Annotated in this window: 18 protein-coding genes; 10 read left to right on the forward strand and 8 right to left on the reverse strand. The window is 60.6% G+C overall.

All coding sequences use genetic code 11. The features are described from left to right. Positions 1–15 precede the first annotated feature (15 nt). Both BW950_RS05585 and BW950_RS05590 read right to left on the reverse strand, forming a co-directional pair. Positions 16–945 (reverse strand): pseudouridine-5'-phosphate glycosidase, encoded by a 930-nt coding sequence (locus BW950_RS05585; RefSeq protein ID WP_076488315.1) that lies wholly within the window; start codon positions 943–945, stop codon positions 16–18. A gap of 37 nt (positions 946–982) precedes the next feature. Beyond that, a complete protein-coding gene (locus BW950_RS05590; RefSeq protein WP_159438730.1) occupies positions 983–2,062 on the reverse strand; it encodes a PfkB family carbohydrate kinase in 1,080 nt (359 codons plus the stop codon). Between the two features lie 133 nt (positions 2,063–2,195). Between BW950_RS05590 and BW950_RS05595 the strand changes: the two genes are divergently transcribed. Continuing rightward, a complete protein-coding gene (locus BW950_RS05595; RefSeq protein ID WP_076488317.1) occupies positions 2,196–2,888 on the forward strand; it encodes an HAD family hydrolase in 693 nt (230 codons plus the stop codon). A gap of 132 nt (positions 2,889–3,020) precedes the next feature. On the opposite strand, the gene BW950_RS05600 is transcribed toward BW950_RS05595, so the two are convergent. Both BW950_RS05600 and rlmD read right to left on the reverse strand, forming a co-directional pair. Then, positions 3,021–3,482, reverse strand: a complete 462-nt coding sequence (locus BW950_RS05600; protein ID WP_083943761.1) for an Hsp20/alpha crystallin family protein — start codon at positions 3,480–3,482, stop codon at positions 3,021–3,023. 385 nt (positions 3,483–3,867) lie between these two features. Then, on the reverse strand, positions 3,868–5,274 hold the full coding sequence (rlmD, locus tag BW950_RS05605) for a 23S rRNA (uracil(1939)-C(5))-methyltransferase RlmD (protein ID WP_076488319.1): 1,407 nt from the start codon (positions 5,272–5,274) through the stop codon (positions 3,868–3,870). A 120-nt stretch (positions 5,275–5,394) separates the two neighbouring features. Here rlmD and BW950_RS05610 point away from each other — a divergent pair, with 120 nt between their 5' ends. Further along, entirely contained in the window at positions 5,395–6,204 is an 810-nt protein-coding gene (locus tag BW950_RS05610) for a TrmH family RNA methyltransferase (RefSeq protein WP_083943762.1), read from the forward strand. On the opposite strand, the gene BW950_RS05615 is transcribed toward BW950_RS05610, so the two are convergent. After that, positions 6,167–7,798 (reverse strand): hypothetical protein, encoded by a 1,632-nt coding sequence (locus BW950_RS05615; protein ID WP_076488320.1) that lies wholly within the window; start codon positions 7,796–7,798, stop codon positions 6,167–6,169. The genes BW950_RS05610 and BW950_RS05615 overlap by 38 nt on opposite strands. 150 nt (positions 7,799–7,948) lie before the next feature. Between BW950_RS05615 and BW950_RS05620 the strand changes: the two genes are divergently transcribed. Further along, positions 7,949–8,305 (forward strand): hypothetical protein, encoded by a 357-nt coding sequence (locus BW950_RS05620; protein WP_143559134.1) that lies wholly within the window; start codon positions 7,949–7,951, stop codon positions 8,303–8,305. Positions 8,306–8,371: 66 nt separating this feature from the next. After that, complete coding sequence (locus BW950_RS05625) at positions 8,372–9,307, forward strand: tetratricopeptide repeat protein (protein ID WP_076488322.1); 936 nt, start codon at positions 8,372–8,374, stop codon at positions 9,305–9,307. Positions 9,308–9,351: 44 nt separating this feature from the next. Here the strand turns inward: BW950_RS05625 and BW950_RS05630 are convergent, their stop codons facing one another. Beyond that, positions 9,352–10,272, reverse strand: a complete 921-nt coding sequence (locus BW950_RS05630) for a nucleotidyltransferase family protein (protein WP_076488323.1) — start codon at positions 10,270–10,272, stop codon at positions 9,352–9,354. A gap of 162 nt (positions 10,273–10,434) precedes the next feature. On the opposite strand from BW950_RS05630, the gene BW950_RS05635 reads away from it, so the two are divergent. Continuing rightward, complete coding sequence (locus BW950_RS05635; RefSeq protein ID WP_076488324.1) at positions 10,435–12,024, forward strand: glucose-6-phosphate isomerase; 1,590 nt, start codon at positions 10,435–10,437, stop codon at positions 12,022–12,024. A 431-nt stretch (positions 12,025–12,455) separates the two neighbouring features. Here BW950_RS05635 and BW950_RS05640 read toward each other — a convergent pair whose 3' ends face one another. Then, positions 12,456–13,775: an ATP-dependent 6-phosphofructokinase gene (locus BW950_RS05640; protein ID WP_094336458.1), complete on the reverse strand. Its 1,320-nt coding sequence runs from the start codon at positions 13,773–13,775 to the stop codon at positions 12,456–12,458. Between the two features lie 157 nt (positions 13,776–13,932). Here BW950_RS05640 and galE point away from each other — a divergent pair, with 157 nt between their 5' ends. From galE to BW950_RS05655, 3 genes are all read left to right on the forward strand, one after another. Beyond that, positions 13,933–14,931: a UDP-glucose 4-epimerase GalE gene (galE, locus tag BW950_RS05645; protein ID WP_076488326.1), complete on the forward strand. Its 999-nt coding sequence runs from the start codon at positions 13,933–13,935 to the stop codon at positions 14,929–14,931. 306 nt (positions 14,932–15,237) lie between these two features. After that, positions 15,238–16,407 carry a GTPase HflX gene (gene hflX, locus BW950_RS05650; RefSeq protein WP_076488327.1) on the forward strand — a complete coding sequence of 390 codons (1,170 nt, stop codon included), beginning with the start codon at positions 15,238–15,240 and terminating at the stop codon, positions 16,405–16,407. Positions 16,408–16,420: 13 nt separating this feature from the next. Next, positions 16,421–16,960 (forward strand): methylated-DNA--[protein]-cysteine S-methyltransferase, encoded by a 540-nt coding sequence (locus tag BW950_RS05655; protein WP_076488425.1) that lies wholly within the window; start codon positions 16,421–16,423, stop codon positions 16,958–16,960. A 63-nt stretch (positions 16,961–17,023) separates the two neighbouring features. Here the strand turns inward: BW950_RS05655 and BW950_RS05660 are convergent, their stop codons facing one another. Continuing rightward, a complete protein-coding gene (locus BW950_RS05660; RefSeq protein ID WP_076488328.1) occupies positions 17,024–18,616 on the reverse strand; it encodes a DUF5312 family protein in 1,593 nt (530 codons plus the stop codon). A gap of 61 nt (positions 18,617–18,677) precedes the next feature. Here BW950_RS05660 and BW950_RS05665 point away from each other — a divergent pair, with 61 nt between their 5' ends. Both BW950_RS05665 and BW950_RS05670 read left to right on the forward strand, forming a co-directional pair. Then, complete coding sequence (locus BW950_RS05665; RefSeq protein WP_076488329.1) at positions 18,678–20,021, forward strand: aminotransferase class I/II-fold pyridoxal phosphate-dependent enzyme; 1,344 nt, start codon at positions 18,678–18,680, stop codon at positions 20,019–20,021. After that, positions 20,018–21,289 (forward strand): hypothetical protein, encoded by a 1,272-nt coding sequence (locus BW950_RS05670; protein ID WP_076488330.1) that lies wholly within the window; start codon positions 20,018–20,020, stop codon positions 21,287–21,289. The genes BW950_RS05665 and BW950_RS05670 overlap by 4 nt, the downstream gene beginning before the upstream one ends. Positions 21,290–21,300: the final 11 nt, after the last annotated feature.

A 21,300-nucleotide genomic window follows, 5' to 3' on the forward strand; every position in this document is an offset into this window, starting at 1 on the left:
CCCCTTCAGGGAACGTTACCGTTCCCGGGAAAGCGCCGAGGCCACGGCTGCCCCCGTGCGGGCGTTGTTGTAGACCAGTTGAATATTCGTGGCCAGGCTCTCTCCACCGGTGAGGTCTTTCACCCGGGAAAGCAAAAACGGCGTGGTCTCCTTGCCCGTGATTCCCTCTTCCCGAGCCTCCTCCAGAGCCTTCCCGATAGCCTGATCAATGACGGCCGGGTCCATTTCGTACTCCTTCGGCACGGGATTTGCCAGAACAACTCCACCCGAGAGACCCAGATCCCACTTGGTCCGCACAACCCGGGCCACCTCTTCGGGTGAGTCCAGGCGGTAATCCACGCCGTACCCGCTGGAACGGGTATAGAAGGCGGGAAAGTCATCGGTACCGTATCCGAGAACGGGCACGCCCTGGGTCTCGAGGTATTCCCGGGTGAGACCGATATCCAGGATCGATTTTGCCCCGGCACAGACCACGGCCACGCTGGTCCGTGCCAGCTCCTGCAGATCGGCCGATATGTCCATGGTCTGTTCTGCTCCACGGTGAACACCGCCGATTCCGCCGGTAACGAAGACTTCGATTCCGGCCAGGGCTGCCACGATCATGGTGGAGGCCACCGTGGTCGCGCCGTGCATGGACCGGGCCACAATGACCGGCAAATCCCGTCGGGATACCTTGGCAACCCCGGGAGTACTGGCCAGGAGCTCCACCTCTTCCTCCGTGAGGCCAGCCTTGAGGCGCCCCCCCACGATTCCAATGGTTGCCGGAACAGCTCCTCCCTGGCGGACCAGATCCTCCACGGTGCGAGCCATCTCTACATTCCGGGGATAGGGCATACCGTGAGAGATGATTGTGGACTCCAGGGCAACCACGGGCTGGCCCAGACGGATCGCCTCGGCCACCTGGGGATGAAGATCCAGGAACGACTGGTAGTGTGACGTTTTCATACAATGCTCCTTCAACATGATTATTTCTTTTTGCGTTTCACTTCGATACATCCGAGGAGAGGGCCTCCCCGGGAGGTGGAGACAGACCCTGGCCGGTGAGGATGCGCCGGGCCAGGGCGGATCCGTGGTGAACGCCCCGGGAAAACTCCTCACCCCGGAGAAAACTCTGCACCAGCCCTGCCAGAAAGGCATCACCCGCGCCGGTAGCGCTTACCACCCGGGACACCCCCTCGGGGCGTACCCAGCCGCTCTCCCGGGAGTTGAGGTAGTAGGTGCCAGCGCTCCCCCAGGAGACGGCCACGTTCTGAACCCCCGCCTGAAGCAGCACATCGGCGGCTCGCTCCAGATCGGCTTCGCTGGTGATCTCCACACCGGTGAGTTCCTGCGCTTCCAGGGCGTTGGGCTTGAGCGTATGGATCGCATCCAGCAGGGGCCGAAGTTTTCGGGCTTTCACCGACGAGACGGGATCGACAAAGACAGGAACGTCCTGGACAGAGCGGCACAGCACCTCGATCACCTCCTGATCGAGATTTGCCTCCACCACCAGGGCAGCGGCGTTCTCAATGATGCTCCGTTTCTGCTTCAGATACTCCCGATCCAGCACGCTGTTGATCGTGCCCTGGACGAGGGCCAGGTCCATATCGCCAGTCTCGTCGAGAATGGAGAGGTAGACCGCCGTGGAATGCTGCTGTGTCACCAGCAGGTGGGAGACATCGACCCCCGCAGTCCGGGATGACTCCAGAATCTGACGCCCGTGATCATCGTCTCCGACAACAGAGAGTAGTTTTACCGGCACCTCCAGGCGGGCCAGACTTTCGGCGATGTTTCGGCCAACCCCGCCCGGTGAAAGCAGGACACGCCCGGGGTTGGAGTCGCGGCGGCGCAGAGGCTGATCGGGATACCCCTGGATATCCATGTTGGAACCACCCACAACCACCACCGGGGGCGTCCCTCCCAGAATGTAGCCCCGCCCGGCAATGAGGCCCTTGCTGATGAGGCGGGAAATGTGGACGGCCACGGAGGAACGCTGGATTCCAAGGCGCTCGGCCAGAGCTTGCTGGGAAATCATGGGGTTCTCGGCGATGATCCGGAGAATCTCCCCCTCCCGGTTTGTCATGAGAGCTCCTTTCCCCCTCGCGGGAAACGATCGAAAGATAAACTGATGTTTAATAATAATCTTGTGCTTACGTCCTGTCAAGAAGGATTTCTCCGGGAGCCCTAAACCTCCGGAATCTGATAGAATCACCTCCATGGACAGAGAAACTTCGACAGCTCCTTCGGAGCCCCTGGTCACGACACCTCCCGGTGCGGTTATTTTCGACATGGACGGGGTCCTGATCGACAGCGAGCCCCTGCATCAGCAGGTGGAGCAACAGATTTTCAGGGAAGCAGGAATTTGCCTTTCGGCCCGGGAACACGCCCGGTTTCTGGGCATGAGCAGCCCCAATATGTGGGATCTGGTAAGAAGGAACTACGGCGTGAAAACCCCGCAGGAAGAGCTTCTTCAGCGGGAACAGGAGCTGTACCAGGCCATTCTGGAACAGCAGGGAGTCCCCCTTGTGCCGGGTGTTGAGGCCCTTCTGGAACAGCTCCAGTGCCGGGGGATTCCCCGGGCAATCGCCTCGTCGGCACCGATGGAGCAGATCGAGTATACCCTGGCCAACACCCCCCTGGGCCGTTTTTTTTCCGTCACCGTCAGCGGAGCCGGGTTGCCACGGAGCAAGCCGGACCCGGAGATATTCCTCCTGGCTGCGCGAGATCTGGGGTATGCCCCCGAGGAGTGTCTGGTGATCGAAGATGCGCCGGCCGGGGTGGCCGCTGCCGGAGCAGCCGGCATGACCTGCATCGGTTTTGCCAACCCCCATTCCGGAGAGGTGGACCTGAGCGCCGCCGACCGGGTCTGCCATTCAATGGAAGAGGTGGCGGCGCTGCTGAATCTGTGATCTCTGCACTGTTATGTCAGCCAGAGCACGACAGCACTGTTATGACCACACTGTCATGACCGCACTGACATGACTGTCATGTCAGCGAGAGCACGGCAACGCTATCACGTCAGCGCTGCCGTGCCCGGGGCCTCAGCCCCGGGTGATCTTGATCTGCCGGGGTTTTGCCTCGGGCTTCTTGGGCAGAGCCACCGAGAGAACCCCGTTCCGATAGGTAGCCTGGATGTTCTCCGGGTCTGCGTCCTTGGGCAGGGAGAAGCTCCGGTGAAACTCGCCAACCCGGCGCTCACGCAGGACATAGCGGGACTCTTCCTGGTTCTCTTCCTTCCTGGCGACATTCCGCTCTTCCTTGCGGGAGGCGATCACCAGCAACCCGTCCTCTACATGGACATCGATCTGGTCCTCGGAAATCCCGGGGAGATCAACCTCCACCAGATACTCCTTCTCTTCCACCCGGACGTCCACGGCCGGCTTGAAGGTATCCCAGCCGGGCGTGTTCGCGAAGACCGACGAGAAGAGCCGATCGAAGGAATCGAGCACTGATCCGTCGTTGCCTGCCACCGTCATGGGTCGTCGTACCGTTACATAGTTCATAGCGTACCTCCTGCTGGTTTTTGGTGCAGGTTCTCTGTATTTCGGCCGAGGCGGAGACCCTTGCGGCGTCTCTTCCGGTTCCTCGCCGTTGCTGCACCGTACAACAATAGATATGCATAAAGCGTGCCAACTTTTGAAATCGCCAAAGAAAAACAACACAAACTCTTTCAGCACAAGGAATTAAAAGATTTTTTCCAGGACCTGTCACGGAGAACTTTCGTGACAGGAATTTCCAGAACCGGGAGAACAGGGCAAAGATGAAACAGGGTCAAAAAAACCCTTTCAGGGTGGGTCAAAAAGACTCAAATCGAAAACCCAGCGGGGTCGGGATGGCTCCTTTTTGCCCGTTTCCCCCTTTTCCCGGCTGGCCGGGTTTTCCCGGCCGTTACCGGCGCCGGAGCAGGACGATATTCTCCACATGGCGGGTCTGGGGGAACATATCCACCGGCTGGAGGTGAGCTATCTCGTAGTTCGGAATAAACTCCCGGAGATCCGCCGCCTGGGTTCTCGGGTTGCAGCTGATATAAACAATCGTCTCCGGTGCGAGTGTTGCCAGGGCTTTCCTCGCCGCAGGGTGCATACCCGCCCGGGGGGGGTCCACCATCACTACTCGGGGAGCGCCCTCGCGACTGATCACCTGGGGAAGGATCTTCTCCACCTCTCCTGATTCAAAAAGGGCATTGCCGATTCCGTTGCCCCGGGCGTTTTCCCGGGCAGCCTCTACAGCATCTTCCACAGACTCGATGCCCACCACACGTCTGACCCGGCCCGCCGCGTAGAGGGCGATGCTCCCGATACCGCTGTAGAGATCGAAGAGGAGATCCTCCGGCCGGAGATGCGCCAGCGCCACCGCAGCCTGATAGAGCCTCAGAGCCTGCTCGGGGTTGGTCTGGTAGAACGCCTTGGGATGAATCCGGAGCCGCAGGTCGCCACACTGCTCTGTGATGAAGGGCTCTCCCCTCCAGAGCACCACCTGGTGAGGATAGATGCTGTCGTTTTTGCTGGTATTGACCACGTAATTCAAGGATGTAATCTCCGGAAAGGCCTCTCCCAGGGCCTGAAGAAGCTCCTCCCGCTGCTGTTGATCATCTTCTCCGAACATGATGGTCACCATGAGGTCCCCCGTAAGGGACGTCCGGATGATCAGCAGCCGCAAGAACCCCCGATGCTCCCGGGCATGGTAGAAAGAGTAGCCCCGTTCCCGAGCCAGATCCCCCAGAAAGGAACGAATCGCCTCGGAAGGATCGGGTTGCAAATGACACTCCCGCAGATCCAGAACACGATCAAAGCGGCCCGGAGCATGAAACCCCAGCCCCCGGCGGTCCGGGATCGCCTCGGCCCGAAGAATTTCCTCCTCATCGAGCCACCGTTCGGCCCCGAAGGAGAACTCCAGCTTGTTCCGGTACAGGAATTCCCGGGGTGAGGCAAGAATCGGGGTCATCTCCGGCAGAAGCTCTGTCAGCTCAGCCTCCCGAAAGGCCGCCTCCACGGTGCCCTGCTTCAGCAGAAGCTGGTCGGCGTAGGAGATATCCTGGAGAGTGCATCCGCCGCAGGAGCCAAAATGGGGACACCGGGGCTCCCTTCGGGGATGTGAGGTCTCGTGCAGGGCAAGAAGACATCCCTGGATTGTCCCTGCTTTTCTCCCCCGCACTCCCACGTCTATCAGATCCCCCGGCAACGCCCCGGGGACCGCCACGGACCGCTCCTGTCCATCGGACAATGTATGGATTCCCCGGCCGCGACCCCGGCTGTCCACCCGGGAGATTCGAATCCCCGTGAGTTCTCGTTTCATGGTTCCCCTCCTGGAGCGGTTGCACCCCTCCCCGGTTGTACCCGCCACTGACAGAAGTTGTCAACGACACCTGCCCACAGCCGTGGACACGCTCCCCCCGGGCCGGGAATAATCCCCCCGATGGATACAGAGATAGATACGGAACAGACAGAACCCCGGGATCTTCAGCAGGAAGAGCAGACACCGGAGATATCCCGGGAACGGCGGCTCGCCGAAATTGACCTGCTGCGGCGCTTTGTGACTCCCCGCCGGCAGGAACGGATGGACCAGGTCCTCTCGTCCCGGACTCGCCACATCACCGTCGCGGTGGAGGATATTTTTCAGCCCCACAACGGAAGCGCCATACTCCGCTCCTGCGATGCCTTCGGTGTTCAGGACGTGCACATCATAGAGAACAGAAATCGCTACCGTATCAATCCGGGGGTCGAGCTGGGCACCTCCCAGTGGCTCTCGGTGCATCGCTACGGCCTGTCCTGTACTGAACCGGCCGGCCCTGCCAAACCAGTCGATCCCGGAGAACCACCCAGGGCAACCCGGGCCTGCATACAGGCCCTTCGGGCCAGAGGCTACCGCATTGTGGCCACAACACCTCACCGCAAGGACGTAACACCCCGGGAACTATCTCTGGAAAAGGGCCCTCTGGCGCTTCTCTTCGGCACAGAAAAGGAGGGCCTCACCGAAACGGCCCTGGCCGAAGCCGACGAGTACCTGCGAATTCCCATGGTTGGCTTTGTGGAGAGTCTGAACATCTCTGTCTCGGCGGCAGTGACGCTCCATACCCTGACAGAACGATTAAGAGAGAGCACCCTTCCCTGGCAGATCTCCGGGGAGGAAAGGGAGCGGATTCTTCACCGCTGGCTCTTCGGGAGCGTCCGCCACGCCCGGGAGATCATCAGCCAGGAGTTACCCTCCGGTCAGGACAGGCTCTGAGAGCCTCCCTGAGAACGGCCTGACGGGAAATCAGCAACTCCTCCCAGGGAGGGGCCTCCCGGAGCGAGCCCTGGTTTCGGCGAAGGTGCTCCTGGAGCACCGCCACGTCCTCCAGATACATCTTCCGCCCCCGGCGCGAAAAGGCAGCGGAAATACGCATCTGGACCCGGGAGGAGTCGCCGCACCCGGCCTGGACCAGCACCGCCCGGGGTAGCTGTTGCAGGGCCGTCCGAAGCCAGGACAGGCGCGCCTCCTCAAGGGCCCGGGCCAGACGACCCGAGGCAATCTGTTTCTGCCATACCGACTGGAGCCGTTCCTGGCGGGGGGCTACGAAAAAACGCTGCACCAGCGCAGCCACCACCGGAGGAGGTCTCCGGCCGGGACTGTAAACTCGACGTTCCAAATCGCCGGCCAGCAGACCACAGGCCCGACAGAAAGCATCCCAGGGCTCCTGCCCGAACTCCTCCCGGGAACTGCGAAGCACCATCTGCTCCCAGGCGCGCCGTCCCAAGGCACCCCGAAGCTGCTCCCGCCCCGACCGGGGAAGCCCCCGCACGACCTGGATCATGGCCCGGTAATGATCCCCGCTTCGATAGGCTGTTTCTGCGAAGGTTCGGGCCGCTATTCCTCCCGACCCCAGCAGCTCTTCCACCGTTCTCAGGGCGTGGCGACTCTGTCGCTCGGTCTGTGTGCGAGGTACGGCAGTCACCATCCGGCTCAACCCGCCCTGCCGAAGGATACGATCACAGATTCGCACAGCGGCGCCCCGCTGCAGCGCCTCGAAGGAGGGCCTCGCTTCGGAATCTCCCTGGTCGCCCGGCATCAGAAGCTCTCCCAGAAACCGCTCCAGCGCCCCCTGGGGCCAGAAAACCCTCCACCCCGGCGATGATATCTGCACAAATCTCGATGCCAATCGGAGCGCCTGGGGGGAAATCCTGGAGAAGTCCAGCCTGGTCTGGTCCAGCTCGCCCGGCACTCCCAACCCCCGAAGGATATCCCGGACACGCACCATTCCCCGCCCCAGCGAGGCCTCGCTACCGTCCCCGCAGGGCGCGACGATCCAGTCTGCCTTCCCCATCCGGCACCGCCAGATCGTCGCCGCTCCACCAGCTTTCATGCGGGACAGATCTGCCCCGGCCAGGGCCGCTGTGATCTCCTGAACCCCAACGGAACGAACCTCGACCTGACCAGAGCCGGCCACACCGGCCAGGGAACGCCAGAGGATCGCCCGGTCTCCCGCCCAGGCAAAAAACGAAGCAGGCAGAACCAGACGGATCGCCCCGGCCAGAGGCTCCTCATCGGAAAAGGTACCAGAATCAGCCGAAACTTCTCCGTAGCCCCCTTGGGCGGCCAGAATCTCGCCAATTATGGCGCACAGGCCCTGCCCGCCTCCGGCGAGGGAGACTCCCCGGAGCTGCCGGAACGCCTTCCCTTGCCCCTCCGATGATGGTTCTCCCCCGGGAGGGGAAAGAAAGACTCCGGCAGTGCCAGGAGTCGCGGGAGGAGACGCCAGCACCCCCAGGGGAATCTTCACCCTGGATGAAGCAGAGCAAAGAACTTCATGAACCCTGCGAGGCCCCATATCCCGTTTCATCTCGGCATCCTCTGTACATCCTCGTTCATCCCGGATAATCCTGATTGCAACCCTATCACCGCAGGGAGGGAGAGAAAAGATCCCCCTCAGGATAAAAAGTTTTCGCCAACAGCGTTGACCCGAACCCCCTCTCCCGCTATCGTAGCTGGCATGACACCACGCGACGCCTTCCTGGCCGAGTTGCGGGACCGCACCACATTCCACCTGGAGAAGCTTGCCCAGGAAAGTGCCGAAACCTTCGGACGATACCTGAATCTTCCCGAAGCAGCACCCCGGATATACCGGCGCCTGGTGGAGGTCTATCAACTTGACGGAGCCCGGGAGGTGGCGGCCTGCATGATCGATCTCGCCTCGGGGGTCTTCTACCAGGGCGCAATTATGCTCACCGAACGGGAGTACCTGGGGCTGAAACTGATCCGGGACGAGTTCTCTTCGGATCTCCCCGAGGAGACAGCCCGGGAACTGCAGGATCTGGTCGATACCCTGGGAAGGTCCGACTCCACCTGAACCGGTGCATCGAAACGTGTCAGCCTGTACCACGCGCGATTATTATTCACTTTGAGAGGAGCAGCCGTGTTTTTCACACAAGAGCAAATCAGCAGCCTGCTCACAGGCGTCTCCGCTACGGCGAGAGACCGGGAACTTGAGGAAACCCTGACCAACCTTTCGCCGCGGCTTGCGGCAAAGCGAAATGAATACCGCCATTTCGGACCGTACTGGTGGTGGGTAAAACCCCTGGTCAAGCGGTTTCCGGGAGCACGGAAAAGCTGGCTTCGGGGATGTTACCAGGACACCTCTTTCCTGGACTCCGTCGATGCGGTCTCGCCGCTCCTGCCCTCGCTGGAAGAAAAAGAGGCCGGCCGCTGGCTTGCCTGGCTGGGGCTCCGCTACTACGAGGCCGAGATCGTCGACGAGACCCCGGCATCGTTGCATATCGTGGAACGCGCCAATAAAACGGTGATCGCCTACCGCATCTACGACGCCGACGCCAGCGAGCAGATGGACCTCTTCGGGGAAAATACCGATAGCAAGGAGGAGCTGGAGCAGTTTCTGGCAGATCCTGTGCGGTTCAGCGGCAGCGCCTGGCTCAAACGGGCCGATGCATACATCGAAGAAGGAGATCTCCTGCGCAGCTCCGCAGCGTTACGACGGGCTGTGGATCGTGCGATCGACGAAAAGGACCGCTCCACCGCATGGATACGCCTGGGCCAGGTCTTCCAGGAGCACCACCACACCCGGAAAGCGATCTTCTGCTTTCACAACGCCTGGGAACGGGACCGGGAGGGGTGGATCCAGGGGCTGATCGCCGAGGCCTATATGGAAGACAACCAGACCCATCAGGCCCTCAGTTGCTACGAGGCGGCGCTCCAGGCGATGCCGGGCAACCCCGAATATCAGGCGGGGGTGGAACGATGCCGCCGCCTGATCCGGGAACAACCGCAAGGGTTTTCCCTTGATCCGGACCATCAGGATACGAACCAGATCGGCCAAAACCAGGCGGCTCCGTAAATCCCCGTAAATCCCCGGGAATCCCCGGGGACGATGGACGATCCCTAAGCCCGATACGGCCACAAGGCCCGGGGATAGTCTCCGGCCTCGATCAGCGCACCAATACGGGCCACCACCTGGGGACGATCCTCCTGGTAGGTCACACCGAACCACTCGGAATCGCTGCGCAGAACCTTCATGCGGGCCTTTCCTGCGCGGTTTAGTCGGTTCATGCCGTAGGGGATATAAAACTCGCTCTTGGGCTCTCCTCCGCGATCCTCCAGAAACCCCCCGAACTCTTGCCAGAACTGGTCCATGGCGGCCGGAGTAAACCCGAAGAGGTTCATGCTCACCGGCTCCTGGCCCTGGAACCATTCCGCCACCTGATCCTGATCGTCCAGGCTGGCGATCCCCTGGTCGCCCTGCCGCACCAGCCTGGTGTGCTCAACAATTGAGGTGAGCCACCCCTGGTCATCGTGAGTCACAATACCCCGGGAGACCGTACCGTTTTCCGAGAGGGTTCGGTCCAGACGGTACCCCACCATGGCGTAGTCGCGATCGTCGGGAGAACGCTGCGAAAGGTACTCCGCCATGGCAACAAGCGCGGGACGACCGTAAAAATCATCGCCGTTGATCACCGCGAAGGGAGCATCCACACTATCACGGGCTGCCAGCATGGCGTGGCCCGTTCCCCAGGGCTTGCTCCGTCCCGGCGGAACCTGGGCCCCTCCCGGCAGATCAGAAAGATCCTGATACACATAGTCAACCTGAAGCTCCGGCGGGAACTTTCCTGCAAAGAAGGCCTTCACGTCCTCCTCGATCTCCCGGCGAATCACAAAGATCACCCGGTTGAATCCCGCCCTGATCGCATCGTAGATCGAATAGTCGATGATCGCCTCACCGTTCATACCCACCGGGTCTATCTGCTTGACCCCTCCGTAGCGGCTTCCCATTCCTGCAGCCAGAACAACCAGCGTTGGTTTCATCGTCGGCGCTCCTCGTAATATTATTTTCCTCACCGTACCGCAGAGGTCCCCTGCGTGTCACCGTACCTGGCAGAACCGCCCCCCCCCCTCTGGCAAGAGGATTCTTCCGTCGGGGTTGGTTTTGGCGGTGTCGCTCCGTTATACTCCCTGAGGGAGGAACCAATGCTCACCTACAAAAACCTTGATCAAACCAGGGCCTACCACCGGCTGCTGGAAACCCGGCCCTTTGACGTAACCAGCCTCACGGCCGAACGGGTAGAAACCTGCCAGACCCCTCTGGCGGCGGGACTCACCCTCTCCTGGGCAGCAGCACCCCTGGAAGAAAAAACCCTGGATATTCTGGAAGAACTGGCACAGGAGCAGCAACTTTTGGAAAAATATCGCGCCCTGGCCGAGGGAGAGCGCATGAACACCGGCGAAAACCGCCTGGTCCTGCACCATCTCCTCCGGGGTCAGCTCGGTGCGGAGGTCATCCTGGAAGGCAGAAACCAGCGCGAGTTCTACCTGGAACAGCAGAACCGGTTCAATGCGTTTGCCCAGAGCGTTCGCGACGGCTCCCGGAAGGGCTCCACAGGAAAACCCTTCACCACGGTGGTCCAGATCGGCATCGGCGGTTCTGACCTGGGGCCCCGGGCGCTCTATCTGGCCCTGGCCGACTGGGTCCGTGCGCACCGGGCGGAATCGGAGCCGCTCCTGGAGGCCCGGTTTATCTCCAACGTGGATCCCGACGACGCCGCAGCGGTCCTGGCCGATATCGACTTCGAGCGCACCCTCTTCGTACTGGTGAGCAAGAGCGGCACCACCCAGGAGACCCTCACAAACGAGCAGTTTGTGGCCGAGCTTGCGGCACGACGCGCTCCGGGACTGGACCTTAAAAAGCACACCGTGGCGGTAACCTCCGAAACCAGCCCCATGGCGCACAACGGGGGATATCTGGAGAGCTTTTTCATCGATGATTACATTGGCGGCCGCTATTCCGCCACCAGCGCCGTGGGAGGCGTCATTCTGGGCATCGCCTTCGGCCCCCGGATCTTCCAGCGCCTTCTCGACGGCGCCCACCAGGCCGACCGGGCCGCTCTGGAGCCAGATATCAGGAAAAACGCCGCCCTCCTGGACGCCCTCCTCGGGCTCTACGAGCGGAACGTCCTGGCCATGGCAGCCACAGCGGTCCTGCCCTACAGCCAGGCCCTCTCGCGCTTCCCGGCCCATCTGCAGCAGCTCGATATGGAATCCAACGGGAAGCGCGTTAACCGCCACGGCGAGGCCCTGAACTACCAGACGGGGCCCCTGGTTTTTGGCGAACCCGGAACCAACGGCCAGCACAGCTTCTACCAGCTTCTTCACCAGGGAACAACCCCGGTCCCCCTCCAGTTTATCGGGTTCCGCGACTCCCAGCAGGGCCAGGATACAACCTTCGAGGGCTCCACAAGCCAGACAAAGCTGAAAGCAAACCTGGCCGCCCAGATCGTGGCCTTCGCGAAAGGCCGGGCCCACGAAAACCCCAACAAACATTTTCCCGGAGGGCGTCCCTCCACCCTTATCGTGGGAGAGCAGCTCACCCCCGAGGCCCTGGGAGCACTCCTGGCACACTACGAGAACAAGGTGATGTTCCAGGGTCTGGCCTGGAACCTGAACAGCTTTGATCAGGAAGGGGTCCAGCTCGGGAAAATGCTCACCACAGAGCTTCTTACCGGCTCCCCCGGAGCGGAACTCCAGGCCTTTGCGCGGCTTCTGGGAGTCAACGCCGGATAGGCCACAAAGTGCAAAAAGAAGCATCAAAAAATTTGACAACCCCCGGGGGGTGTGCGATATTTAAAGTGGATAGGGAAGGTGGATCGGCCCCTTCCCGGGAGGGTAGAAGATGACGGAAGCGCCACCTAAAGAGGAAGGCTGGTCCTGAGCATGGCCCGGGGCCAGCGTTGTACGGGAGACATAATCTTCTTTTTCCAACCGCGTTTGCGGTAAAATCAAAGGATTCCAGATTGACTGCACGGTCATGGCGTGCATCAGCTGGGGTGTCAAAGGCCGACAGTCAGTGTCGGCCCTTTTTTTTGTCTTTTTAAATCGCCTGCCTGGTGATGTGCTTGGTCATCTGCCTGGCACCTGGTCATCTGCCTGGCACCTGGTGATCAGGTCCGATTTTCTGACCAATCATTCCTGACCACCTTCCGCCACAGGGCTCCCTAGCCCTGTCCGATCTGCATGGGCTGGTGGGTGGCCTCCAGAACATCCCGCCAGAGATTTCCCTCGCGATCCACCTGCTTGCGGCGCGACACCGCCACAGCCATGGGAATATGGACGAAGAAATCGTTCACAAGCCCCACGAGCATCCTGGTCCGTCCCGACATGGCCGCATGAACAGCGTTATTCCCCAGACGCGAGCAATAGACACTGTCCGTGGGGGCCGCCACGGCGCTCCGGATCATGTAGCTGGGATCGATATACTTCAGCGTAAAGGGCTTGCCCCGATCGGCAAAGTGTCGGGATATTTCATCCTTCAGAAAGAGGCCAATATCGACAAGCTTCCGGTTTCCACTGGCATCACTGCCCGATGAATCCGGAAGCAAATCCTGACCAGCTCCCTCGGCAACGATAATCACGGCGTGTCGTCGCGCATCGAGACGCCGTTCCAGAAGCCGCAGGAGCCCTCGATCACCCTCCAGAGAGAAAGGGACCTCGGGAATCAGCACAAAGTTTGCCTCATGACTCGCCAGGGCGGTATGCGCCGCGATAAAGCCACTCTCGCGTCCCATCACCTTCACCAGACCGATCCCGTTAATCGCCGAATGAGCCTCGGTGTGAGCGGCTGCCACGGCCTGAGCAGCTTCGGCCACGGCGGTCTCAAAACCGAAGGATCGCTCGATAAAACTGAAATCGTTATCGATCGTTTTGGGAATTCCCACGACGGTTATCCGCAGATTTCGCCGTTCGATCTCCTCGGCAATGGCCAGTGCTCCCTTTTGGGTGCCGTCGCCGCCGATCGTGAAGAGCATGTTGAGGTTCAGGCGCTCCAGCGCATCAACAATCTCTCCCGTTCGGGTTCCCCCGCCCCGGCTTGATCCCAGAACGGTTCCACCAATCTTGTGGATATCATCCACCACATCAGGATCCAGAGCAATCGTGGGCTCGGCCGTCTCGGGGAGAAGCCCGGGATACCCAAAACGAAGTCCCGTAATGCGCCGTACGCCGTAGCGATACCAGAGACACCGGGTGATTGCCCGGATAACATCGTTGATTCCCGGGCACAGTCCCCCGCAGGTGATCACCCCGGCGTGGACATGACCCGGGGAAAAATAAATATTCCTTCGGGGCCCCGCCACTTCAAGCAAACTCTGGCCCGACACGGGCTGCTCCGAAGCAGATCGGGACAGGGCAGGGTTAAAGATGATCCGCTCGTCGTCACCCACGTAGTTAGCCATGTCCGTTCCCTTTTCGCTGGCGTAGGGAATGGGCGATGGGATGGTTGCCTCGCCCAAGCGGGCAATCGAAAAATCGTGAGACACAAAACACTCCTTTCGGCGCAGATATATCAGTATCCACGCAGGCCTATACCGGAAGCACCAGTATTCACGAGGGCGCGAAAACTGTCCAGACGCGATCCGCCCCTCCCCTCCAGGGCATACTTGACCGCCCCGGCAGGACAGACTAGGCTCTGTATCCGTGAAGGTATTGGTAATTGGTGGTGCCGGCTATATCGGCAGCCACGTGGTGAAGGCGTTGCGCCGATCAGGTCACGCCATTACGGTTTTTGATAATCTCTCCAGTGGCCTCCGGGAAAACCTGCAACCCGACACGGCCTTCGTTCACGGAGACATCTTGATCCCCGCCCAGATCGAGGCAGCCCTGCAGGGCCAGGAGGCCGTGATTCATCTGGCGGCCTTCAAGGCGGCGGGAGAATCCATGGAATCTCCCGAGAAATACGCAATCAACAACCTGAACGGCACGGTGAACATTCTCAACGCCATGACCGCCGCAGGTGTAAAAGCCCTGGTGTTCTCTTCCAGCGCCGCCGTCTACGGGGAGCCGGAATACCTGCCGATCGACGAAAACCACCCCACCCGGCCGGAAAACTTCTACGGCTTCACAAAGCTCGAGATCGAGCGCCTTCTGGCCTGGTACGATCAGTTGCGGGGCGTGCGGTTTGCAGCGCTGCGCTACTTCAACGCCGCCGGCTACGATCCCGAGGGAGAAGTCTGCGGACTGGAGCAAAGCCCTGCCAACCTTCTGCCGGTGATCATGGAAGTTGCTGCCGGCCTGCGGCAGGAGCTGAAGATTTTTGGCACCGATTATGAAACCCCCGACGGCACGGGTGTGCGGGACTATATCCACGTGACCGACCTGGCCGACGCCCACCTGCGCGCCCTGGAGTACATCACCAGCAAGAACGCCTCGCTCACGGTAAACCTGGGAAGCGAGGCGGGCCTGAGCGTTCAGGAGATGGTCTCTGCAGCCCGGGAGATCACCGGGCAAGCCATTCCGGTCCAGGAGGTCCCCCGCCGCCCCGGAGACCCGGCCCGGCTGGTGGCTTCGGCAGCCCTGGCCAGGGACCTTCTCCAGTGGAGCCCCTCCTTCAGCGATGGCCCCACCCTGGTGCGTACAAGCTGGGAGGCCTACCGGAAACAGCACCCCCCGGGTTCGAACTCCCGGGCTGACCGCTAGCGGTCAGAGCGATGTGCCGGAGCAGCCTCAAACCCCGGGCAATGCCGGCCGGTGCTTTCGTACACCACCGCGCTGGGCATGCGCCGGGTCTGGACCCCAAAGAGGCGACAGGCCCGGGGAAACCGGGTGTTCCAGGTGACGGAAAAATGTCGGCACCGCAAACAGTTGGGCGCCCGATCGGGTGAAGTACCGCAGGATGAAGCAGGATCAGCCTCCCTGCCAGATGCCCCCCGTCCAGATGAAGAATACCTTGCCACGGCACAGACTATACCACAAAAAGCCCTCCGGCAAAAAGGACCAGAAGTGATGATACAATCAATATCTCCCGCCGAAGACGAGCAGCAGGCGAACAGGACCTACCTGGTGGGGTCCTTCACAACCGAGGAACGCTCCAGCGCCGAAGCCAGCCTCCAGGAAATGGAACGCCTCTGCAAAACGGCAGGCCTCCTGGTGGTGGGCCGGGAACTTGTCCGCCTGAGAGCCCCCAAACCGGCGCTCTATCTGGGAACAGGCCAGGCTGACCGCATCATCGCTAGCGCCGACGACGAGGAAGCCCGGATCATCGTCTTTGACCAGCCTCTCACGCCGGTACAAATGCGAAACTGGAGCCGCCGGGCCCAGCGGGAGATCTATGACCGCCACGCTGTGATCCTGGAAATCTTCGCCCGCCGCGCACGCACCAGGGAGGCGCAACTTCAGGTTGAACTGGCCCGGGCTGAGTACGCCCAGTCTCACCTGGCCGGGATGTGGCAGCACCTGTCCCGTCAGGGAGGAGGCAGCCGCCTGGCCCGGGGCGAAGGGGAAAAACAGATCGAAATGGATCGACGCCAGCTCAAAAAACGAGTCCTCACCGCCCGCAGAGCCCTGGATAAGGTGGGCCGTCAGCGGGCACTACGGCGGGAACGCCGCGAGGGAGTGCGGCGGGTTGCTCTGGTGGGGTACACCAATGCAGGGAAATCAACCCTGCTGAATGCCCTGGCAAACGCCCGGGTGCGCAGTGCCGATCAGCTCTTTGCCACGCTGGACCCCGTTACCCGACGCCTTACGGCGGGACCGGACCAGTCGGTACTCCTCACAGACACCGTAGGGTTTATCAGAAACCTCCCTCCGGAACTGATCAACGCCTTCCACTCGACCCTGGAAGAAGCCCTGGAGGCAGACCTCCTGCTCCTGGTGGTGGACGCAGCCGACCCGGAAGCCCCGCTGCAAATCAAAACCACCCAGGATATCCTGCAGAAACTGGGAGCCCATCTCCTGCCCCGAATCATCGTACTGAACAAAGTCGACACCTGTCCCGATATGGAGCAGGCAGAACTCCTCCTCCAGCCCTTCCTCAACCGGGACGATGAGGTCCTCCAGGTCTCGGCCCTCACGGGACGGGGTATCGAAACGTTGCGAACCCGGATACTCCCTCCTGCGCCAGACGCAGAAGCGGAGGCGCAGCCCGACCCGGTTGTCCTTGATCCCCACCAGTGATACGATTTCCGCCATGGTACCTCGTGGAATAAACTGGTATACCCATCGGTACCGATCTCCGGCGGGAGATCTCTTTCTTGCTGTAGATCGGCAAGGTGTTGTCCACCGTGCAAGTTACCGGGATTTCCGGGAGCTCCTGCCCCAGGGCTCCTGGGAGGACAACAAGTATGCCTGCGGTGAAGTGGAGTACCAACTGGAGCAATACTTCTCGGGGAAGCGGGACCAGTTCTCCCTGGCCCTGCATATGGAGGGAACGGAGTTCCAGCACGCCGTGTGGCAGGCCATGCAGAAACTATCCTATGGAAGCACTATCACCTACGGGGAGCTGGCACGAAAAATCGGCCGTCGCGATGCGGCCCGGGCCGTGGGAAACGCCGTGGGCCGCAACCCCATCGCGGTTATCGTCCCCTGCCACCGGGTAGTGCCCGCCGCAGGAGGCACCGGAAACTATGCAACCCGGACCATTCCGGCCCAACAGGGGCGCCGCGCAAAACAACACCTGATCGCACTGGAGCAGAAACAGGCCCGGTCAGGGAAGATCCCTCCTCCCTGATAAACTTCTGAACTGATAAACTTCTGAACTGATGAACTCCTGACCGGCCTATGCTCCGGGCGCTCAGGATTTTGCAGTATAGACCTGCAGCAACTGCACCAGGTAATAGAGCTGGCGGTAGAGAGCAGACATCTGCTCGCGCAGGTCCTCCTCGATGGCCGCGTCCAGCTCCTTCCAGTTGATAATCATCGAGGGCTCTTTCCGCTCCACATCGTCTACCAGAGCTTTCAGGTTTTTTCCGATAACGATCAGATTCTGGGCCGCCTCGGTAACCAGCCGTTCCGCCTCCTGATTGATCGTTTTCACCAGCTCCTTGAGCTGCTTCTGGGTGCCCGGGTCCCGTTCTACCACCCGTCCGGCAGCACGGCGAAGGCGCTGACCCAGCTCGCCTTCATCGGCCAGGCTGTCGTCAAGCTTGATGATCTGCTCCGATACAGCCAGAACTCCGTGGTAGGCATCGGAAACCTGCTGGGCCTGGACGCTGGTAACCCACTTTCCCCGGACGATCAGGAGATCCTGCACGATCTCGCGCATATCCTTCTTGAAGTAATCCAGAAGATAGGCTTTAAGATAATTCAGGGAATCGGTATGGAGGAACCCCTCGACATCGCTCTTCTGGAAGATCACGTTCGCCTTGGCAGTGTAGTTCTTGGTGCGGGCCACCACGGTGGTGCCGAAGACCTGATGAACCAGCTTCTCGATCCGGTTGTTTCGGCGCTCCTTTACCAGTTTCTGGAGCACTCCCTCGACGTTGGTCTTGAGTTCGTTCAGATAGGGCTCGACGATCCTGGTGTTGTGTACTGTCGGCTTGGCCACCCAATCGGGATCCTCCGCAGAATGCTGGACAATCCGCTCCAGGATCCGCGACTCCGAAACCAGGCGCAGGGTTTTAACCACCTTCTGCCAGGCGTCACGATCCACAACCTCAACACCTCGATAGGAGGAGAGCAGATCGAAGAGACGCTGCCAGTCCGTTTCCAGGGGCAAGCTATAGAGAAACTCCTGGAAATCCCGCAAGTCATCCACCACATATTCGGCATCGATCGAATCGAATTTTGGTTTGTAGCTGAAGGAATCCTCGCTGATGGCTGAATCGAACTTGCGAAGTGTGAAGTAGTAGTCGAAATTGCAGAACTGCACAAAGGCTCGCAGCTCGTTGTAGATCGCGTTGATCTCTTTCACACGGTTGGCATCGAAGGCACCCACAAAATCGATCAGGGTGTCCCGCACCTCCTCGGCCAGCTCCTTGACCTCCCGCGTTTTTGCCCGTTCCCGGAGGGCTCGCTCCTCCATTTGCTCTTTCAGCTCGTACTGGTGATCGGTCATGCGGGATTCAATAACAAGGAGCTTCAGCGCGCCCGAAGTATCCGAGGGTTGCACCAGTTTCCGCACGGCATAGACAGCCCGATAGGTATCGTAGAGCATCCGGGCCAGGGGAGCCTCCACCTGAGATCCCCGGGGCTTGTAAAACTTGAAACGATCCTTGGAGAGGCTCTTTCCAAGTGCCTTTAACGCACGCTTGCGATCCCGTTCGGGATCACCGAAGCCGAGAAATATCCCCAGGATGCGCTCAAGGATCCCATTTGGCCCGGAATCCTTTTCCGCCGCTCCCTGAGGTTTTTCTGTGCCCTTACGCTGAACTCCGTCTTTTGCCACCAGCAAACCTTACGCGATACTGACCTTTACCGTCAATTATGATATCGTTTATAGTTCGTCTATGAATAGTCTTGCTGTGGATCTCAACGCACGCCTGGAAGGGTCGGTGGTGATGCGTCTTTTTTCCGACCTGGGTAAGCGGATCTTCTTCCCCAAGGGGATCGTTGCGCAAAGTGCCGAGGCCCGCACACGGGGCGTTCGCTTCGATGCCACCGTGGGCATGGCCTACGAAAAGGGCGAGCCCATGACGCTCCCTTTGCTCAGAGAGCTGACCCAGCCCCTCTCGGCCCGGGAGGCCGTTCCCTATTCACCCACAGCAGGCATCCCCGATCTCCGCACGACCTGGCAGGATCTTCTGGCAGAGAAAAACCCTCTCCTCCGGGGGGTCAAAACAACCACCCCCGTGGTCGTTCCCGGACTCACGGCGGGCATCTCCCTCACGGCCGATCTCTTTGTGGACCCCGGCGATGTGGTGCTCATCCCCGACCTCTTCTGGGGCAACTACCGCCTTATCTTCGAAGAGCGTCGTCAGTGCCGCCTCCGGGAGTTTTCCTTTTTCAACGAGAACTACCGATTTAACAGGCGAGCCTTCGCCGACGGAGCCCGCGCCGCCGCAGGAAGCGGCAAGCTGGTGGTCCTCCTCAATTTCCCCAACAACCCCGCAGGGTTCACCCCCTCACCGGAGGACGTGGCCTTCATAAAACAAACTCTGGTGAACCTGGCAGAATCGGTACCGGTCCTGCTTATCGCCGACGATGCCTACTTCGGGCTCGTCTACGACAAAGAGGCCTACCCGTACTCAATCTTCGGAGAGTTTGCCCAGGCCCACCCCAACCTGCTGGCAGTGAAGATCGATGGCGCATCAAAAGAGGACTTCGCCTGGGGCTTCCGGGTTGGCTTTCTCACCTGCGGCTTCAAGGGAATAACCGATGACCAGGCAGAAGCGCTGGAGAAAAAAGTGGCCGGCCTGGTGCGCGGAACCGTGAGCAACTCCTGCACTCCGGCGCAGTCCGTGCTTCTGCGCCTCCTCAGAAGCGAAACCTACCAGGCCCAAAAACGGACTGCCCGGGATATCCTTCAAGCCCGCTACGAAACACTTCACCAGATTCTGGAAAACCAGGAAGCGCAGCAGCGAGCCCCCATGCTCAAGCCCCTGCCGTGCAACTCCGGCTATTTCATGAGTTTCTACTGCACCCCTCATAATGCCGAAGAGCTCCGTCTGGCCCTCCTTGATGCGGGCGTGGGCGTAATATCGGTGGGTCAAAGCTACCTTCGTGTAGCCTTTGCAGGCATCGACCAGGAAGATCTGCCGGAACTCTACGAGACGATCTTTTCCGTGGCGGAAGCGCTGGGAGAACAGCCAGGCCCGCACACAAACTTCCTGCAGGAATCCATCGAGGCATGACAAGGCCCCGTCTCCAGAAAACCGGCCGGACTGCCACCTGCCGGGGGCGCTTCCTGACGGCGGGGCTGGTTACGCCAGGGCTGACGGCAACCATTCCTCCGATCATCCCTCTGGTCATTCTTCTGATAATCCTTTTGGGAGGGTGCGGAAAACCTGCAGAGCCCCTTACCCTCTGGAGCAATCACACCGATGCGGCCCTGCTGGCAGAACTTTACCGCCACGAAACCGGCGAGCCCCTCCGGTTTCGCTACGTGGAGAATCTCACCGAGGCGCTCACCCAGCAACGTGTCGACGCCGATGTGGTGATCGGCCAGTGGGTAAACAACCCGCCCACCCGGGCGGTGATGATATCCCGGAAAGACGAGTCTCCCTGGACGCCTCTGGCCTTCAGCCTGGGAGCAATCGTCTTCAAGAACTCCCGCGCGCAGATAACCCGGCCCTTTGCAGTTACACCCGAAGAAATAGGAACAGCCCTGGGGCCGCAACCGGAGATGGCACGCCAGGCGCCCCCCCTGAAGTTCGCCCCCACTTCGAACCCCCGATTTCTCTACGAGATGGCCCGCATCGAAGGCATGGTACCGGAGCCTCACCCTTCCGGCGGCCCCCGGTGGCAGGCCGAACCCTTCGACAGGGCCTTTTCCGCAATCCGGGAGCGCCAGGAGCAGTGGAACGGCTCGGCCCGGGAGGAGCAGGACTACCGCACCCGGTACCTCTACGAACCCTGGTACCGTCAGCTTGAGAACAACCGGGTGCTCGCTGTGTATCTTCCCGCAGATGAACTGTTCGACTGGAGCTTTTTCGCCAGCGATTCCTGGGATTTTCGATGGCTCCGCCGTGAGGACGGCTCCATTCCTGTTCTGGAGAACCTGGTTTACGCCGGCATTCCCGCAAGAACCGCCCGGGAATCCAGGGCCAGGAAGTTCCTCCAGTGGATTACATCGGAAGAGACCCAGACGCGCCTTATCGATTACAAGATTGATCAGCGCATTGATACCTTCGGCTTTTTTGGCGGCTTCTCTATCCTGCCCGAGGTGAACGTCTGGATGACCCGGACCATCTACCCTCAGCTGGCGGGAAGAATTCCCGAGCCGGAAACACTCCATTTCCCCGGCGCCAGACCCCGCTACTGGGACGAAGCACGGGAGGCGGTGGTACTTCCCTTCCTGCTGCGCGAAGCGGATCTGGAGCAGGATTCCATCACCGAAACCACGCCAGGCGAACGCCTGGGCAATCTCTTGCTGCGCTGGTACGACCAGCGGGGCGATTGATCGCCGGTTTT

Source organism: Alkalispirochaeta americana (assembly GCF_900156105.1).
GTDB lineage: Bacteria > Spirochaetota > Spirochaetia > DSM-27196 > Alkalispirochaetaceae > Alkalispirochaeta > Alkalispirochaeta americana.

Bases quoted from the DNA above. Each gene is read 5' to 3' on its own strand.
- BW950_RS05585 (WP_076488315.1), bottom strand. From the start codon at position 945: ATGAAAACGTCACACTACCAGTCGTTCCTGGATCTTCATCCCCAGGTG.
- BW950_RS05590 (WP_159438730.1), bottom strand. From the start codon at position 2,062: ATGACAAACCGGGAGGGGGAGATTCTCCGGATCATCGCCGAGAACCCC.
- BW950_RS05595 (WP_076488317.1), top strand. From the start codon at position 2,196: ATGGACAGAGAAACTTCGACAGCTCCTTCGGAGCCCCTGGTCACGACA.
- BW950_RS05600 (WP_083943761.1), bottom strand. From the start codon at position 3,482: ATGAACTATGTAACGGTACGACGACCCATGACGGTGGCAGGCAACGAC.
- rlmD (WP_076488319.1), bottom strand. From the start codon at position 5,274: ATGAAACGAGAACTCACGGGGATTCGAATCTCCCGGGTGGACAGCCGG.
- BW950_RS05610 (WP_083943762.1), top strand. From the start codon at position 5,395: ATGGATACAGAGATAGATACGGAACAGACAGAACCCCGGGATCTTCAG.
- BW950_RS05615 (WP_076488320.1), bottom strand. From the start codon at position 7,798: ATGAAACGGGATATGGGGCCTCGCAGGGTTCATGAAGTTCTTTGCTCT.
- BW950_RS05620 (WP_143559134.1), top strand. From the start codon at position 7,949: ATGACACCACGCGACGCCTTCCTGGCCGAGTTGCGGGACCGCACCACA.
- BW950_RS05630 (WP_076488323.1), bottom strand. From the start codon at position 10,272: ATGAAACCAACGCTGGTTGTTCTGGCTGCAGGAATGGGAAGCCGCTAC.
- BW950_RS05635 (WP_076488324.1), top strand. From the start codon at position 10,435: ATGCTCACCTACAAAAACCTTGATCAAACCAGGGCCTACCACCGGCTG.
- hflX (WP_076488327.1), top strand. From the start codon at position 15,238: ATGATACAATCAATATCTCCCGCCGAAGACGAGCAGCAGGCGAACAGG.
- BW950_RS05655 (WP_076488425.1), top strand. From the start codon at position 16,421: ATGGTACCTCGTGGAATAAACTGGTATACCCATCGGTACCGATCTCCG.
- BW950_RS05665 (WP_076488329.1), top strand. From the start codon at position 18,678: ATGAATAGTCTTGCTGTGGATCTCAACGCACGCCTGGAAGGGTCGGTG.
- BW950_RS05670 (WP_076488330.1), top strand. From the start codon at position 20,018: ATGACAAGGCCCCGTCTCCAGAAAACCGGCCGGACTGCCACCTGCCGG.